This window comes from Streptomyces sp. NPDC093089 (genome assembly GCF_044754405.1).
In the GTDB taxonomy this organism is placed as follows: Bacteria; Actinomycetota; Actinomycetes; order Streptomycetales; family Streptomycetaceae; genus Streptomyces.
Map to the genome: position 1 here is coordinate 314,743 of NZ_JBIVPA010000005.1, position 16,100 is coordinate 330,842.

Annotated in this window: 11 protein-coding genes; 2 read left to right on the forward strand and 9 right to left on the reverse strand. The window is 71.3% G+C overall.

Annotation, left to right across the window (positions count from 1 at the left end):
• Positions 1 to 68: 68 nt before the first annotated feature.
• The 8 genes from ACIQFX_RS14130 to ACIQFX_RS14165 all read right to left on the reverse strand — a co-directional run bounded on the left by ACIQFX_RS14130 (position 69) and on the right by ACIQFX_RS14165 (position 9,857).
• Complete coding sequence (locus ACIQFX_RS14130; protein ID WP_402462299.1) at positions 69 to 785, reverse strand: ABC transporter ATP-binding protein; 717 nt, start codon at positions 783 to 785, stop codon at positions 69 to 71.
• Positions 782 to 1,876, reverse strand: coding sequence for an ABC transporter ATP-binding protein (locus ACIQFX_RS14135; protein ID WP_402462302.1), 1,095 nt, complete (start codon positions 1,874 to 1,876; stop codon positions 782 to 784). Before ACIQFX_RS14135 ends, ACIQFX_RS14130 begins: the two co-directional genes overlap by 4 nt.
• 5 nt (positions 1,877 to 1,881) lie before the next feature.
• A complete protein-coding gene (locus tag ACIQFX_RS14140) occupies positions 1,882 to 3,615 on the reverse strand; it encodes a branched-chain amino acid ABC transporter permease (RefSeq protein WP_402462848.1) in 1,734 nt (577 codons plus the stop codon).
• 5 nt (positions 3,616 to 3,620) lie between these two features.
• Entirely contained in the window at positions 3,621 to 4,553 is a 933-nt protein-coding gene (locus ACIQFX_RS14145) for a branched-chain amino acid ABC transporter permease (protein ID WP_402462305.1), read from the reverse strand.
• A gap of 113 nt (positions 4,554 to 4,666) precedes the next feature.
• Complete coding sequence (locus tag ACIQFX_RS14150; RefSeq protein WP_402462307.1) at positions 4,667 to 5,905, reverse strand: branched-chain amino acid ABC transporter substrate-binding protein; 1,239 nt, start codon at positions 5,903 to 5,905, stop codon at positions 4,667 to 4,669.
• A 468-nt stretch (positions 5,906 to 6,373) separates the two neighbouring features.
• The gene (locus tag ACIQFX_RS14155) at positions 6,374 to 6,820 is read right to left on the reverse strand and encodes a hypothetical protein (RefSeq protein WP_402462310.1); all 447 of its coding nucleotides are present in this window, start codon (positions 6,818 to 6,820) and stop codon (positions 6,374 to 6,376) included.
• A 168-nt stretch (positions 6,821 to 6,988) separates the two neighbouring features.
• Positions 6,989 to 7,492, reverse strand: coding sequence for a PaaI family thioesterase (locus ACIQFX_RS14160; RefSeq protein ID WP_402462313.1), 504 nt, complete (start codon positions 7,490 to 7,492; stop codon positions 6,989 to 6,991).
• 82 nt (positions 7,493 to 7,574) lie between these two features.
• Positions 7,575 to 9,857 carry an FdhF/YdeP family oxidoreductase gene (locus ACIQFX_RS14165; RefSeq protein WP_402462316.1) on the reverse strand — a complete coding sequence of 761 codons (2,283 nt, stop codon included), beginning with the start codon at positions 9,855 to 9,857 and terminating at the stop codon, positions 7,575 to 7,577.
• A 136-nt stretch (positions 9,858 to 9,993) separates the two neighbouring features.
• Here ACIQFX_RS14165 and polA point away from each other — a divergent pair, with 136 nt between their 5' ends.
• Positions 9,994 to 12,714, forward strand: a complete 2,721-nt coding sequence (gene polA / locus ACIQFX_RS14170) for a DNA polymerase I (RefSeq protein ID WP_402462318.1) — start codon at positions 9,994 to 9,996, stop codon at positions 12,712 to 12,714.
• A gap of 375 nt (positions 12,715 to 13,089) precedes the next feature.
• Here polA and ACIQFX_RS14175 read toward each other — a convergent pair whose 3' ends face one another.
• Positions 13,090 to 14,028 (reverse strand): DUF4184 family protein, encoded by a 939-nt coding sequence (locus tag ACIQFX_RS14175; protein WP_402462321.1) that lies wholly within the window; start codon positions 14,026 to 14,028, stop codon positions 13,090 to 13,092.
• Positions 14,029 to 14,287: 259 nt separating this feature from the next.
• Here ACIQFX_RS14175 and ACIQFX_RS14180 point away from each other — a divergent pair, with 259 nt between their 5' ends.
• Entirely contained in the window at positions 14,288 to 16,078 is a 1,791-nt protein-coding gene (locus ACIQFX_RS14180; RefSeq protein WP_402462325.1) for a lytic transglycosylase domain-containing protein, read from the forward strand.
• The last annotated feature ends 22 nt before the right edge of the window (positions 16,079 to 16,100 follow it).

The following is a 16,100-nucleotide window of genomic DNA, read 5'->3' on the forward strand; positions in this document are numbered from 1 at the left end:
AACGGGAGAAGGCCCGCCCCACAGCATTGTGGGGCGGGCCTTCCGTCATGAGCGGACCGGGCCGGGGCTCAGTCCTCGCCGAGGTACGTCTTGCGCACCTCGTCGTCGACCAGCAGGTCCTGACCGGTGCCGGACAGCTTCACGTGTCCGACCTCCATCACGTACCCGTAGTCCGCGAGCGAGAGCGCGGCCTGCGCGTTCTGCTCGATGAGGAGGATCGTCATGCCCTCGGACTTGAGCGCCGCGATGGTCTCCATGATCTTCTGCATCATGATCGGGGAGAGGCCCATCGAGGGCTCGTCGAGCATCAGCAGCTTGGGCTGGGACATCAGCGCCCGGCCCATCGCCAGCATCTGCTGCTCACCGCCGGAGAGGGTGCCCGCGGCCTGCTTGCGACGCTCGCCCAGGATCGGGAAGAGGTCGTAGGCCTTCTGGATGTCCTTCTCGATGCCGGCCTTGTCGCTGCGGAGGAAGGCGCCGAGCTGGAGGTTCTCCTCGATGGAGAGCCGGGGGAAGATGTGCCGGCCCTCGGGGGAGTGGGCGAGACCGAGCGACACCACCTTGTGGGCCGGGATGCCGTTGAGCACCTGGCCGTCGAAGGTGATCGTGCCGCCGGTCGGCTTGAGCAGGCCGGACAGCGTGCGCAGGGTCGTGGTCTTGCCGGCGCCGTTGGTGCCGATCAGGGCGACGACCTGGCCCGCCTCGACGGAGAAGGAGATGCCCTTGACGGCCTCGATCTTGCCGTAGGCGACCCTGAGGTCCTCGACCTCCAGAAGTGCGGTCACTTCGAGTCTCCTTCGGTGGTGCTGTCCGCGTCGGCGGCCGGAGCCTCGTCGGCGGGGGTGTCGTCGGCCTCGGGGGCGGAGTCCTCCGCCTCGTCGGCCTCGTCGGCCTCGTCGGCGGAGTCCTCCGCCGTCTCGGTCGCCTCGGCCTCGGTCGCCTCGGCCCCGGGGGCCTCGTCGGCCTCGACCTCGGCCTCGTCGGCCTCGACCGCTTCGGTCTCGGTCGCCTCGGCTGCGGCGGCGGCTTCGGCGGCTTCGACCTCGGCCGCCTCCTCCGCGCCGGGCGCGTCCTCGTACGGGGTGCCCAGGTACGCGGCGACGACGCGCTCGTCGCCCTGGACGACCTCGGACGTGCCCTCGACGAGCTTCTCGCCCTGGACGAGGACGGCGACCCGGTCGCAGAGCTTGAAGATGAACTTCATGTCGTGCTCGATGACCAGGACGGCGATGCCGCGGTCGCGGATGGCGAAGACCAGTTCCTCGGTGGTGCGGGTCTCGGCCTGGTTCATGCCGGCCGTCGGCTCGTCGAGCAGCAGCAGACCGGGGTCGCTGGCGAGCGCGCGGGCGATCTCCAGCTTGCGCTGCTCGCCGTAGGGCAGGTTGCGTGCCAGGTGGTCGGCCTTGCTGCCCAGGCCGACGAACTCCAGGAGTTCCATGGCCCGTTCGCGGGAGGCGGCCTCCGCGCGCTTGAAGCCGGGGCCGCGCAGCAGCGCGGACCACAGGCCCTCCTTGGTCCGGGTGTGGCGTCCGACGAGGACGTTCTCCAGGACCGTCATGTTGGAGAAGAGGCGGATGTTCTGGAAGGTGCGCGCGATGCCGGCCTGGGTGACCAGGTGCGGCTTCGGCGGCAGGACCGTGCCCTTGTAGCTGACCTTGCCCTCGGTGGGGACGTACAGGCCGGTCAGGCAGTTGAAGAAGGTCGTCTTGCCGGCGCCGTTCGGGCCGATGAGACCGACGATCTCGCCTTCGCGGACGGTCAGGTTGACGTCGCGGACGGCGGTCAGGCCGCCGAACCGCATGGTGACGCCGCTCGCTTCCAGGACCGGCGCGGCCAGGACGGTGCCGGTGGCGGTTTCCGTGGTGGTGGTCGTCATGGCTTTCACGCCCCTGCCTTCGCCGTACCGATGCCCGTGTCCTCGGGCTGTCGCTGTTCCGGTACGCCGACGTGTTCGTCGTTCTCGTGGAATTCCAGCTGTGCCCGCTTGTTGGCGATGAGGCCCTCGGGGCGGAAGCGCATCAGCAGGATCAGCGCGAGACCGAAGCCGAGCAGCTGGTAGTCCTGCATGAACTGCAGCTTGGCGGGGATCAGGAAGAGCAGCGCGGAACCGACGATCGGGCCGCTGATCGTGCCCATGCCGCCGAGGATGACGGCCGCGAGCAGGAAGGCGGAGTTCGGCGGGACCGGGCCGGCGAACACGTAGTTCTCCGGGACCACCGTCGTGTTGACGTGTGCCTGCACCGTGCCTGCGAGGCCTGCGAGGGCCGCGCCGAGCGCGAAGGCGATGAGCTTGACCCGGAAGCCGTTGATGCCCATGGCGGTGGCGGCGGTCTCGTCCTCGCGGATCGCGACCCAGGCGCGGCCGATGCGGCTGTTGCTGGCGCGGGCGAAGACCAGGACGACCAGCGCCATGATGAGGATCATGAGCAGGTAGTAGTTGGCGTACGCGCCCAGTTCGACACCGAGGACGGTGTGCGGCTTGCCGAAGTTGTACCCGAAGAACTCGAGGTGCGGGATGTTCGGGATGCCGTTCGGGCCGTTGGTGATCTTCGGGCCCGAGGTGCCGTCGAGGTTGCCCATGGCGATGCGGAAGATCTCACCGAAGCCGAGGGTCACGATGGCGAGGTAGTCGCCGCGCAGTCGCAGGGTCGGGGCGCCGATGACGACGCCGAAGACCAGCGAGGCCGCCATGCCGGTCAGCGCCGCCGCCCAGAAGGGGAACTGCACGCCGAAGGCGGAGGAGGTGGCGCCGGAGACCAGTGCCGCGGTGTACGCGCCGACGCCGAGAAAGGCGACGTAACCGAGGTCGAGCAGGCCGGCGAGGCCGACGACGATGTTCAGGCCGAGCGCGACCGTCGCGAAGATCAGGATGTTGACCGCGATCAGCGTGTACGTGTCGCCGCTCTGCTGGATGAACGGGAAGGCGATCGCGGCGACCAGGGAGGCGGTGACGGCCACCTGGCGGTTGCGCGCGGTGATTCCGGAGAGCCGCTGGGTCAGGCCGGACTTGATCAGTGCGACGGCGGAGAAGCTGACGAGGATCAGGTACGCGATGAAGAGCTGCGGCTCCGAGTCGTCGGTGTCGATCCCGAAGGTGACGACGAACAGGCCGAGCGCGAAGACCGCGACGATGATCAGGATCTCGACCCAGGAGGACAGCTGCTTGGCCGGGGCGGCCTTGCGGGTGTCGTCCGGCAGGAGGTACGCGGCGATCGCCGGGACGGCGGCGGCGACGACGGCGACACCGGCACCGGGCTCCAGGTCCACCAGGGCGCCGAGCTCCACGACGATCGCGATCGCGGTGAAGAGGGTGGTGGCGAAGGTGCCGAGGGCCATGATCCACAGCGCCTTGCGGGCGCCGGCCGGGGTCAGCCAGCCGAGGCCCTTCACGCCGAGTGCGGAGAGCGCGTGCAGGGCGGTGAGGACCGCTCCGACCAGGGTGAGGAGCTGGAGCGGGGCGGGGTTGCCGTAGATCGTGAGGTTGCCGGGGAAGGCGGCGGTCCACGTCCAGGCGAGGAAGGCGCTGGCGGCCGTGGCGACGGAGCCGCCGACCGCTGCCCAGAGGAGTGCGGTGGTCTTCGGTGCGGCCTGGGTCTTGGTGGGGTTCTCGGTCATGGTGCTCACGCCCTGTCCGCGACGCGCTCGCCGAGCAGGCCCTGGGGCCGCACGAGGAGTACGAGGATGAGGAGGACGAAGGCCCAGACGTTGGACCAGGCACCGCCGCCGAGCTGCTGCATGCCGGGGATGTCCTCGATGTAGGCGATGGACAGGGACTCGGCGAGTCCGAGGACCACGCCGCCGACCATGGCGCCGTAGATGTTTCCGATGCCGCCGAGGACGGCTGCGGTGAACGCCTTGAGGCCGAGGATGAAGCCCATCTCGAAGCCGATCTGGCCGCGCTCGAGCCCGTAGGCGACGGCGGCGACGGCGGCGAACGCGGCACCGATGGCGAAGGCCATCACGATGATGCGGTCGGTGTTGATGCCCATCAGCTTCGCGGTGTCGGGGTCCTGCGCGGTGGCCTGCATGGCGCGGCCGCTGCGGCTCTTGGAGACGAAGACGCCCAGGGCGAGCATGCAGAGCGGGGCGAGGACCAGGATGAAGAGGTCGGCGCGCTGGATCTGCAGGCTTTCGGTGATCTTGAAGGCCTCGCCGGTGAACTCGGGGAAGCTGCGCTTGTCCTTGGCGTTCGGGTAGAAGCCCCAGACGAGCTGCTGGAGGGCGATCGAGAGGCCGATCGCGGTGATGAGCGGGGCGAGCTTGGGGGCAGTGCGGAGCGGTCGGTACGCGAACCGTTCGGCGGCGGTCGCGACGGCCACGGAGGCGATCGCGCCACCGATGATCATGAGCGGTATCGCCACCCAGAGAGGCGTCCCGCCGGGGAGCGCCAGGTAGGTGGTGAGGGCGCCGAAGCCGCCGATCATGAAGATCTCGCCGTGGGCGAAGTTGATGAGCTGGACGATGCCGTACACCATGGTGTAGCCGATGGCTACGAGGCCGTAAAGGGCTCCCATGGAAAGGCCGTTGACCAGCTGTTGCGGCAGTTCGTTCACCGCAGGCCTCCGATGAGCTTGTCGGATATGACTCCGCGCGAGGGCGCTGTTTGCGCCCTCGCGCGGGATGGTTCAGATGATGCGGGTTTCCCGGACGGGTACCGGGGTGGCGACTACTGGTTGAAGGTGTCGCTCTTGACGTCGATCCACTTGCCGCCCTCGACCTTGTAGACCGTGAGCTGCTTGTTGGTGGTGTCGCCGAACTCGTCGAAGGAGACCTTGCCGGTCACGCCGTCGAAGGAGACCTTGCCCAGGGCCTCGGTGACCTTGGCGCGGGCGTCGGAGGGCAGCTTGCCGTTGTTGGCGGCGACGACGGCCTTGACGGCCTGGATGACGGCCCAGCCGGCGTCGTAGGAGTAGCCGCCGTAGGCCGCGTACGGGTCCTTGTAGCCGCCCGCGTTGTAGTCCGCGATGAACTTCTTGGCGGTGTCGAGCTTCTCGACCGGGTAGCCGATCGAGGTGGCCAGGTCACCGTCGTTGGCCTCGGCGGAGGCGCTGATGAAGGCCGGGTCGTAGATGCCGTCGCCGCCCATGACGGGGATCTTGGCGCCGGTCTTCTTGATCTGGTCGGAGAGCAGGCCGCCCTCGGGGTACTGGCCGCCGAAGTAGACGGAGTCGGCGCCGGAGGCCTTGACCTTGTCGGCGGTGGAGGAGAAGTCGGTCTCCTTCACGGTGACGTGGTCGGTGTCGACGACCTGGCCGCCGAGGCGCTTGAACTCGTCGGAGAAGATCGCGGCGAGGCCGGCGCCGTAGGTCTGCTTGTCGTCGACGACGAAGACCTTCTTCTTGCCGGCGTCCTTGAAGAGGTACTGGGCGGCGAACTTGCCCTGGACCACGTCGGTGGCGGCGGTGCGGAAGTAGGTCGGGAAGGGGCGCTTGAACTCGCCCTTGCCCCAGTTGTCGCCCTGGCTGAGCGCCGGGTTGGTGTTGGCCGGGGAGACCTGGGCCAGGTTGGCGGCGGCGAAGACGCCCTGCATCTGCTGGGAGACGCCGGAGTTCAGCGGGCCGACGACGCCGAGGACGTCCTTGTTGCCGACGAGCTTGGTGGCGTTGGCCTGGCCGGAGGCGGGGACGGCCTGGTCGTCGAGGGCCTCGACCTTGAAGGTGACGCCCGGGACTTCCTTGTTCTTGTTGGCGGTCTTGGCCGCCAGGTCCACGGAGTTCTTGATGCCCTGGCCGAGCGCGGAGAGGGAGCCGGTCAGCGGAGCGTCGACGCCGATGACGACGGTGACACCGCCGCCGTCCGCGTTGTTGTCGCTGCCGCCCTTGTCGTCACGCGAACCGCATGCGGTGAGAGTGAGCGCTCCCGTGGTGAGCACGCTGGTGAGGATGAGCAGTGAACGGTGTCGCACGAAGAATCCTTTCCCTGGCGCGGCCCCCTCAAGCTGAGGCGGTGCCGTGAAGCTGTGTAGCTAGAGGTGCCGTTTTCGATGCCGGGCCGTACGGGGTGAAGCAGGCCGTGCAGTGGAAGCGCCCGGCGGCGCGGTGACTGGCCGTGACTCTAGGCGCAGGTGGGGAGGGTCGGGGAGCGCCGAGGTCAGGATGTGACTGTCTTGTTATGCCGACGGGGGGAGACGGTGTGCGGCGCATGGGCAAATGCGGACAAACAGGCCTGTAGCGCGGTGTTCACATCGTGAGAATCCCCAGTTCCGCTAAGGGGCTTGAGAGGATCACGGTCCTGACGGCGGCCCCGTGAGGCTCTCCGGATAGCGGTGAGGGCCTCTGATGTGAGCGGACGAAGGTCAGCCGTCGCCCACGAGCGTCCACGGGCCCGCGAACGGCGCGAATGTCACGGAGCGTGACGTCCGGCGTGGCCGAGATCAGCCGCCCGGGGACGCCGGGGGAGTCGTCCACTGTTCGGGCGGGCGCCAGTTCTCGGAACTTCCCGTGGCGCCCTTCGCCGCCTCGCAGCGCCGGCGCGACTCCCGGTCGGCGAACGCCTCCGCCGCCTCGCGGCCGGCGCGCCGCTCCTCGGCCCTTGCCGCCGCGAGGACGTCGTCGTGGATCTCGTACTGCTCGTTGGAGAGCCCCTTCTGCTCCCAGTCGAGCCCGGCCCACACGCTGCCCTCCAGGGCCTCCTTCACCCAGTACGACACCAGGCTCGTGCAGATGTCCGCGGGCGTGCTCGCGTGCGCCGCGGGGGAGCCGGTGCGGGGTGCCGGCGCCGGCTCCGGGGTGCGCTCGCAGCCGGTGGCGAGGGTCATGAGGCATCCGGTCAGGGTCGCGGCAAGGAGGGATCCGGTCGGGCCGACTCGGCTTCCTGTCACGGGAGTCACCTCGCTGGGTGAACGGATCGGGGGTTCTCCGGGGCGCGGTCGGCCAGTGAAGCGCGTCGATCCGCGTGAGGCAAGGGGGCGCGGTGGAGCGGGAGTTGGCGAGAATACGCCGAAGGGGGGCGGTGTGCTCGCGCACCGCCCCCCTCGACTCGGCCCGGATCAGGCCTTGTCGGCCCGTCCGGCCGTCGGCAGGTTGCCGGCGTCCTGCGGGTTGATGTCCCGCAGCATGCAGGTCAGCCGGGCGGAGCAGACCCGCTTGTCCTGCTCGTCGGTGATCACGATCTCGTACGTGGCGGTGGACCGGCCGCGGTGCACCGGGGTCGCCACGCCGGTCACCAGACCGCTGCGCGCGCCGCGGTGGTGGGTGCAGTTCAGGTCGACGCCCACGGCGATCTTCGAGGCCCCGCCGTGCAGCATCGAGCCGATCGAGCCCAGGGTCTCGGCGAGCACGGCCGACGCGCCGCCGTGCAGCAGCCCGTACGGCTGGGTGTTCCCCTCCACCGGCATGGTGCCGACGACCCGCTCGGCCGAGGCCTCCACGATCTGGACGCCCATCCGGTTCCCGAGGTGTCCGGCCGAGAAGAGCGCCGGGAGGTCGACGCCCAGCGCCGCGTACTCGTCGATGACCTCCTGCGGGAACTTCACGTGCTGCTGCTCACCCATGGTCCGGCTCCGTTCGTCTTCGTACGGCTCTGATCGCGCGGTCACGCGGCGCGTGATCACGCGAGGGCGCCTGAGCAAACGCTTAGGCGGAAGCCGATTGTTCCAGACGGACCACGACGGACTTGCTCGCGGGGGTGTTGCTGACGTCGGCCGTCGACTCCAGCGGCACCAGGACGTTCGTCTCCGGGTAGTAGGCCGCCGCGCACCCCCGGGACGTCGGGTAGTGCACCACCCGGAAGCCGGGCGCCCGCCGCTCCGTGCCGTCCGTCCACTCGCTCACCAGATCCGTGTGGTCCCCGTCGGCGAGGCCGAACGCGGCCGCGTCCTCGGGGTGCACCAGGACGACCCGGCGGCCGCCCTTGATGCCCCGGTAGCGGTCGTCCAGACCGTAGATCGTGGTGTTGTACTGGTCGTGCGAGCGGAGCGTCTGGAGCAGCAGCCGGCCCTCGGGCACCCTCGGGTACTCGACCGGCGCGGCCGTGAAGTTGGCCTTGCCGGTCGCCGTGGGGAAGCGGCGCTCGTCGCGCGGGGCGTGCGGCAGGCCGAAGCCGCCCGGGTTCGCCGCGAGCCGGGCGTTGAAGTCCTCGAAGCCGGGCACCACGCGCGCGATCCGGTCACGGATCGTGGCGTAGTCGGCCTCGAAGGCCTCCCAGGGCGTCGCCGACCCGTCGCCCAGGACGGCCCGGGCCATCCGGGCCACGATCGCCGGCTCGGACAGCAGGTGCGGGCTCGCCGGCGGCAGGTTGCCCCGCGAGGCGTGCACCAGACTCATCGAGTCCTCGACCGTCACCACCTGCCGGCCGCTCTTCTGCACGTCCTTGTCGGTGCGGCCGAGCGTGGGCAGGATCAGCGCACGCCGGCCCGTCACCGCGTGTGAGCGGTTCAGCTTCGTCGACACGTGGACGGTCAGCCGCGCGTTCCGCATCGCCGCCTCCGTCACCTCCGTGTCGGGCGTCGCCCCCACGAAGTTGCCGCCCATCGCGAAGAACACCTTCGCCTCGCCGTCGCGCAGCGCCTGGATCGACCGGACCACGTCGAAACCGTGGTGGCGCGGCGACACGATCCCGAACTCCTTGTCCAAGGCGTCGAGGAAGGCCGGCGCGGGCCGCTCGAAGATGCCCATCGTCCGGTCGCCCTGCACGTTCGAATGGCCGCGCACCGGGCACACGCCCGCGCCGGGCCGCCCGATGTTCCCGCGCAGCAGCAGCAGGTTCACCACCTCGCGGATCGTCGGCACCGAGTGCTTGTGCTGCGTCAGCCCCATCGCCCAGCAGACGATCGTCCGCTCCGAGGCCAGCACCATCTCCAGCGCCCGCTCGATGTCGGCGCGGTCGAGCCCCGTCGCGGCGAGGGTCTCGTCCCAGTCGGCCGCCCCGGCCGCCTCGGCGAACTCCTCGTAACCGTGCGTGTGCTCCCGTACGAACTCCTCGTCGACCGCCCCGGGCGTCTCCAGGACCAGCCGGTTGAGGAGCCGGAAGAGCGCCTGGTCGCCGCCGATCCTGATCTGCAGGAAGAGGTCGGTGAGCGCGGCGCCCCTGAGCATGCCCTGCGGGGTCTGCGGGTTCTTGAACCTCTCCAGGCCCGCCTCCGGCAGCGGGTTCACCGAGATGATCCGCGCGCCGCCCGCCTTCGCCTTCTCCAGGGCCGACAGCATCCGCGGATGGTTCGTGCCCGGGTTCTGCCCGGCCACGATGATCAGGTCCGCCCGGTGCAGGTCCTCCAGGGAGACGCTGCCCTTGCCGATCCCGATCGTCTCGGTCAGCGCCGAGCCCGAGGACTCGTGGCACATGTTGGAGCAGTCCGGCAGGTTGTTCGTGCCGAACTCGCGCGCGAACAGCTGGAGCAGGAACGCGGCCTCGTTGCTGGTCCGCCCCGAGGTGTAGAACAGCGCCTCGTCGGGGGAGGCCAGCGCCCGGAGCTCCTCCGCGATGATCGCGAAGGCCCGCTCCCAGGTCACCGGCTCGTACCGCTCGCCGTCCTCCGCGAGCAGCATCGGCTCCGTGATGCGGCCCTGCTGCCCCAGCCAGTACCCGCTGCGGGTCGCCAGGTCCGCCACCGGATGCGCGGCGAAGAACGCCGGGGTCACCCGGCGCAGCGTGGCCTCCTCGGCGACCGCCTTCGCGCCGTTCTCGCAGAACTCCGCGACGTGCCGCTTGTCCTCCTCCGGCCACGCGCAGCCCGGACAGTCGAAACCGTCCTTCTGGTTGACCTTGAGCAGGGTCCGTGCGGTCCGGCCGAGGCCCATCTGCTCCCGTGCGATCCGCAAGGTGTGCCCGATGGCGGGCAGGCCCGCAGCGGCGTGCTGCGGCGGCGTGACCTGCGGTGCGTCCTGTACCGGATCACCGGCCGGCGGCTTGCTGACCATCGCGCTCTCCCTTGAGCGGTATTCCTGTGGCGTACACGTTCGATCCTGTCACGGACCACCGGCGGCCCGGCGGACAGGGCGGCGCGGAAGAGGCCGCGCGACCGGGAATGTCAGTGGGCCGTGGGAGGATCGTCCCGTGGCCGAGACAGCATCGAAGAAGACCGAGAAGACCGAAGCGGACCGCCCGCGACTCCTCCTCATGGACGGGCACTCCCTGGCGTACCGCGCGTTCTTCGCGCTGCCCGCGGAGAACTTCACCACCGCGACCGGGCAGCCGACGAACGCCATCTACGGGTTCGCCTCGATGCTGGCGAACACCCTGCGCGACGAGGCGCCCACGCACTTCGCCGTCGCGTTCGACGTGTCCCGCAAGACCTGGCGGTCCGAGGAGTTCCCCGAGTACAAGGCGAACCGCTCCAAGACCCCCGACGAGTTCAAGGGGCAGGTCGAGCTGATCGGCGAGCTCCTCGACGCCATGCACGCCCCGCGCTTCGCCGTCGACGGCTTCGAGGCCGACGACGTCATCGCGACCCTCGCCACCCAGGCCGAGGCCGAGGGCTTCGACGTCCTGATCGTCACCGGCGACCGCGACTCCTTCCAGCTGGTCACCGACCGCACCACCGTGCTCTACCCCACCAAGGGCGTCTCCGAGCTCACCCGCTTCACCCCGGAGAAGGTCCAGGAGAAGTACGGCCTGAGCCCCTCCCAGTACCCCGACTTCGCGGCCCTGCGCGGCGACCCGTCCGACAACCTCCCCGGCATCCCCGGCGTCGGCGAGAAGACCGCCGCCAAGTGGATCAACCAGTTCGGCTCCTTCGCCGAGCTCGTCGAGCGCGCCGACGAGGTCAAGGGCAAGGCCGGCCAGAACTTCCGCGACCACCTGGACTCGGTCCGGCTCAACCGCCGCCTCACCGAGATGGTCCGGGACGTCGAACTGTCGAAGACGGTGACGGACCTCGCCCGCGAGCCGTACGACCGCGCGGCCGTCGCCCTCGTCCTCGACACCCTGGAGATCCGCAACCCCTCGCTGCGCGAGCGGCTCCTCGCGGTCGATCCCGGCGCCGCCGAGGACACCGCGCCCGCGCCCGCCGCGGGCGTCGAGCTCGACGGCACCGTCCTCGGCGCCGGCGAGCTCGCCCCCTGGCTCGCCGAGCACGGCACCGAGCCGCTCGGCATCGCCACCGTCGACAGCTGGTCCCTCGGCACGGGCAACGTCAGCGAGATCGCCCTCGCCGCCGCCGGCGGGGCCGCCGCCTGGTTCGAGCCCAGCGCCCTCGACGCGGCCGACGAGCAGGCCTGGGCCGCGTGGATCTCCGACCCCGCCCGCCCCAAGGTCATGCACAACGCCAAGGGCGCCATGCGGGTCTTCCCCGAGCACGGCTGGAGCATCGCGGGCGTCACCATGGACACCGCCCTCGCCGCCTACCTCGTCAAGCCCGGCCGGCGCTCCTTCGCCCTCGACGCGCTCTCCGTCGAGTACCTCGGCCGCGAGCTCGCCCCGGCGGCCGCCGCCGACGGCCAGCTCGCCTTCGGCGCCGACGACACCGCCGAGGCCGAAGCCCTCATGACCCAGGCGCGGGCCGTCCTCGACCTCGGCGACGCCTTCGACGAGCGGCTCGGCGAGGTCGGGGCCCGCGGGCTCCTCCACGACGTCGAACTACCCACCTCCGCACTCCTCGCCCGCCTGGAGCGGCACGGCATCGCCGCCGACCGCGACCACCTGGAGGCCATGGAGCAGCAGTTCGCCGGAGCCGTCCAGCAGGCCGTGAAGGAGGCGCACGCCTCCGTCGGCCACGAGTTCAACCTCGGCTCGCCCAAGCAGCTCCAGGAGGTCTTCTTCGGCGAGCTCAACCTGCCGAAGACCAAGAAGACCAAGACCGGCTACACCACGGACGCCGACGCGCTCGCCTGGCTCGCCGGCCAGACCGAGCACGAACTGCCCGTGATCATGCTCCGCCACCGCGAGCAGGCCCGGCTCCGCTCCACCGTCGAAGGCCTGATCAAGACCGTCGCCGCCGACGGCCGGATCCACACCACCTTCAGCCAGACCGTCGCCGCCACCGGCCGCCTCTCCTCCACCGACCCGAACCTGCAGAACGTGCCGGTGCGCACCGACGAGGGCCGGGCCATCCGGCACGGCTTCGTCGTCGGCGAGGGCTTCGAGGCCCTCATGACCGCCGACTACAGCCAGATCGAGCTGCGCGTCATGGCCCACCTCTCCGAGGACGAGGGCCTCATCGAGGCCTTCTCCTCCGGTGAGGACCTCCACACCACGGTCGCCTCCCAGGTCTTCGGCGTCGAGCGGTCCGCCGTCGACGCCGAGATGCGCCGCAAGATCAAGGCCATGTCGTACGGCCTCGCCTACGGCCTCTCCGCCTTCGGCCTCTCCCAGCAGCTGAACATCGACCCGGGCGAGGCCCGCGGCCTGATGGACACCTACTTCGAGCGCTTCGGCGGGGTCCGCGACTACCTCCACCGCGTCGTCGACGAGGCCCGCGCCACCGGGTACACCGAGACCATGCTCGGCCGCCGCCGCTACCTGCCCGACCTCAACAGCGACAACCGGCAGCGCCGCGAGGCCGCCGAGCGGATGGCACTCAACGCCCCCATCCAGGGCACCGCCGCCGACATCGTCAAGGTCGCCATGCTCGGCGTCGACCGCGCCCTCACCGACGCCGGCCTCGCCTCCCGGATGCTCCTCCAGGTCCACGACGAAATCGTCCTCGAACTCGCCCCCGGCGAGCGCGACCAGGTCGAGGCCCTCGTCCGCGAGCAGATGTCCGCCGCCGCCGACCTCCGCGCCCCCCTCGACGTCTCCGTCGGCGTCGGCCCCGACTGGGACTCCGCCGCCCACTGACCCACCCGGGGTGGGCTCCCCAGAACCCGAGCCCACCCCGGCCACCTACCCCGCCCCTCCATGCGGGCCGCACCGGCCCCGCCTCGTGCGGTCCGCGCCCGCCCTCTTCGCGGGGGCCGCACCGGCCCCTCCGGGTGACCCGCGCCCGCGCCCTCTGTGTAGGCCGCGCCAGCCCCCTCCGTGTGGGCAATCGTCCCGCAGGGCGGGACGGGTGGGCACACGGGACGACGCCCCCGGCCGGGCCAAGGCTTCCGCGCCCGAACCCGCGGCACGGCGCCGGCTCCTGGACCCGTACCACGGGAGCCCCCTCACGAGGGCACCGCAGACTCACCGACGGCGGCACGGCCGTCCGCGGCTTCACCCCGCCCGAGAGGATCAGCGAGATCCCTGACGGGGGCGCTCCCCGCGACGAACCGGGCCCTCTCCCACCGGGCCCCCTCCCCCAGGGACCTCCCCAGGGGCCCCCTCAAGCACCCGCTCCCGGGACGGCTCCCGGGACCGCTCAGAGCCTTCCCCCCGCAGCCGCACCCCCGCTCCGTACAGCACGAGCCCTACGGCGAGCCCCGCGCCGGCCCCGAAACAGGCCGTCGGAATGATGTCCAGGGGCGTCTCGATCCGGTCCCATCCCCAGAACGCGGCCCAGCGCAGCACCCGGTGGACGATGCCCGCGAGCACACAGCCGCCGATCAGGCCGACCGCGACGAGCCGACCGCGCCGGCCGGGGACCGGCACCCGGGCCGGCAGGCCGACGCCGGGACCGGCGGAGCGCAGCGCCCGGGCGACGAACCAGGTCAGCAGGGCGAGGGCGAGCGCCGAACTCCCGTACTGCGCGTAGAGGTAGACGGGGAACCCGGCCACGATCTCGCCGAGGAAGGGGATCACCTTGGTGCCCCAGCGGTCGAGGTGGGTGAAGGAGTCCCACGCCACGTGGGTCGCCGAGCCGATCACCGCGGAGAGGAAGAACCAGCCGACGAGCGCCGCCGCGTGCCGGTCCCGCCAGGGTCGGCCCCGGACCAGCCCGTACACCGGTCCGCGCCACCGGGCGGGCAGCAGCGCCACGAGCGGCTCGCGGACGAGCAGCCAGAGGCCCACGAGCGCGGCGGTGACGAGCACGTCGGCGGTGACGATCCCGACGGGGGAGTGGGTGACCGCCCCGAAATCCATCGCCCCGGGCGCCGCGGTGGCGGCGAAGTAGGTCATGTCGGGGGCGAAGGAGCCCGCGACGAGCGCGGAGGCGACCAGGGGCCCGCGCCCCGTCCCGTTCCGACGCAGTCCGGGCAGCACGGCGGCGGCGTGACTCAGGGTGAACGGCAACGGGAGGTCCCCTCGGTTCCGGTGGTGACGGCCGGAGAGCAGGAACGGCCGCAGTGCAAGAGGCCCCCGGGCGGCCGGTCGGTTCCCGCGCTCCGTGGCATGCGATCGAAAGGCGGCCGTTCGTAAGACGGCGCAGAGGTGACGAAACCGTGAAACACGGTCAGCGGCCGGTGTTCGGCGGTCGGGAGTTGGCATAGGGTCGCCAGAGGTCACGCGCGGGGAGCGTGGGACTCGAGTCGACGGGGAGGGGACCACGGGTATGGCAGCGCACATCGGCCACCGGCTGCGCAAGGGGGCGACCAGCGGTGTGGTGGTGGCCGCGGCGGTCGCCGCGCTGGCGGCTTCGCAGGCACCGGAGGCCGTATCGCCGCCCGCGGACAACACCGGCGGGGACCGCGCCATCGGCGCCGGTGACTCCACCGTTCCGCCGTCGGGTGAAGGTTCCGCGACCGGCGATTCCCCGTACTACACCGAACTGCCGCCGCTGAACACGCCGAACAAGCCCGGCGCGAGCACCAACCTGCCCGTGATCACCGGCCCCGCCGAGGCAGGCATACCCGCGTCCGTCCTCGCCGCGTACAAGCGGGCCGAGCAGTCGATACGCTCGACCGATCCCGGCTGCAACCTGCCCTGGCAGCTGCTCGCCGGCATCGGCAAGGTCGAGTCCGGGCAGGCGCGCGGAGGCCGGGTCGACGCCAACGGCACGACGCTCTCCCCGATCCTCGGCCCCGTCCTCAACGGCGTCGGCTTCGCCAACATCTCGGACACCGACGGCGGTGCCTACGACGGCGACAAGGTCCACGACCGCGCCGTCGGCCCGATGCAGTTCATCCCGTCGACCTGGGCGACCTGGGGCCAGGACGCCAACAGCGACGGCAAGAAGGACCCGAACAACATCTACGACGCCGCGCAGGCGGCCGGCCTCTACCTCTGCGCGAACGACCGCAACCTCGCGCTCAAGGCCGACCTCGACCGGGCGATCCTCAGCTACAACCGCTCGACGGAGTACCTGAACACGGTCATGACCTGGGTGGCGTACTACCAGCGCGGCACCCACCAGGTCCCGGACGGCACCGGCGTCCTCCCGGTCGACCGCAGCGACGGCCTGACCCCGGGCAACCTCCCCACCGCGCCGCCGTCGCCGAACCCGACGACCCCCGCGCCGGTCACCCCGAAGCCGAAGCCGTCGGAGACCCGTCCCGGACAGGTCAAGCCGCCGACCGTGCCGACGAAGCCCCCGGTCACCCCGCCCACCGTCACGCCGGCCGCGAAGGTCACGCGGCTCACGATCGTGGCCAACGGGAAGCCGACCACGACCACGGGCAGCGCCTTCACGGGCGCGCCCCGGGTCGCGGCGCTCGACGCCACGGGCAAGCCGGTTGTCGGTGTCGGCGTCCGCTTCGAGATCGTCGGGACCACCGACTCCCACTTCGCCGGCGGCGCGAAGGCCGTCACCGTCACCACCAACGCGTCCGGCCTCGCCGCCTCTCCGACCCTCTGGGCCGGCGAGCGGACGGGGACCTTCACGGTGCGCGCCACCGTCGTCGGCCGCACCCTGGCCGCGGCCGACTTCGCCGCGACGGTCACGGAGCGCCGGGCGGACACCCTCGTCCGGGTCGGCGACGACGCCCTGTCGGCCACGACCGGCGCCGCCTTCACGCAGCAGATCAAGGTGAAGGCCACCGACAAGGGCGCCCTCGCCCCGGGGGTGCTCGTCACCGCGCAGATCGTCACCTCGGACACGGACCCCGAGGAGAGCGCCGAGGGCCCGTACTTCAAGCAGGGGGACGAGGCCGTCCGGACCGTCACCCTCACCACCGGTGTCGACGGGCTGCTCACCCTCGCCCCCGGCACGGTGCTCGCGGGCGACAAGGCGGGCACGTACTACCTCCGGCTGACCACGCCGGGCGGTGGCGAGGTCTTCATCGCGCTCAAGGTCGAGGCGCCTTCGACGCCGCCTCCGACGCAGGAGCCGACCCCGGACCCGACGCCGTCCGGGACGGGTTCGCCCGAGGCCACCGCCTCTCCTTCCGCCTCTCCCACGGCCTGACCTTCCGGTCGCCCGCCGTCGC

What these genes read in the sequence shown, in the direction of transcription:
- ACIQFX_RS14160 (WP_402462313.1), bottom strand. Translation starts at nt 7,492, where the DNA reads ATGGGTGAGCAGCAGCACGTGAAGTTCCCGCAGGAGGTCATCGACGAG.
- ACIQFX_RS14135 (WP_402462302.1), bottom strand. Translation starts at nt 1,876, where the DNA reads ATGACGACCACCACCACGGAAACCGCCACCGGCACCGTCCTGGCCGCG.
- ACIQFX_RS14140 (WP_402462848.1), bottom strand. Translation starts at nt 3,615, where the DNA reads ATGACCGAGAACCCCACCAAGACCCAGGCCGCACCGAAGACCACCGCA.
- ACIQFX_RS14165 (WP_402462316.1), bottom strand. Translation starts at nt 9,857, where the DNA reads ATGGTCAGCAAGCCGCCGGCCGGTGATCCGGTACAGGACGCACCGCAG.
- ACIQFX_RS14180 (WP_402462325.1), top strand. Translation starts at nt 14,288, where the DNA reads ATGGCAGCGCACATCGGCCACCGGCTGCGCAAGGGGGCGACCAGCGGT.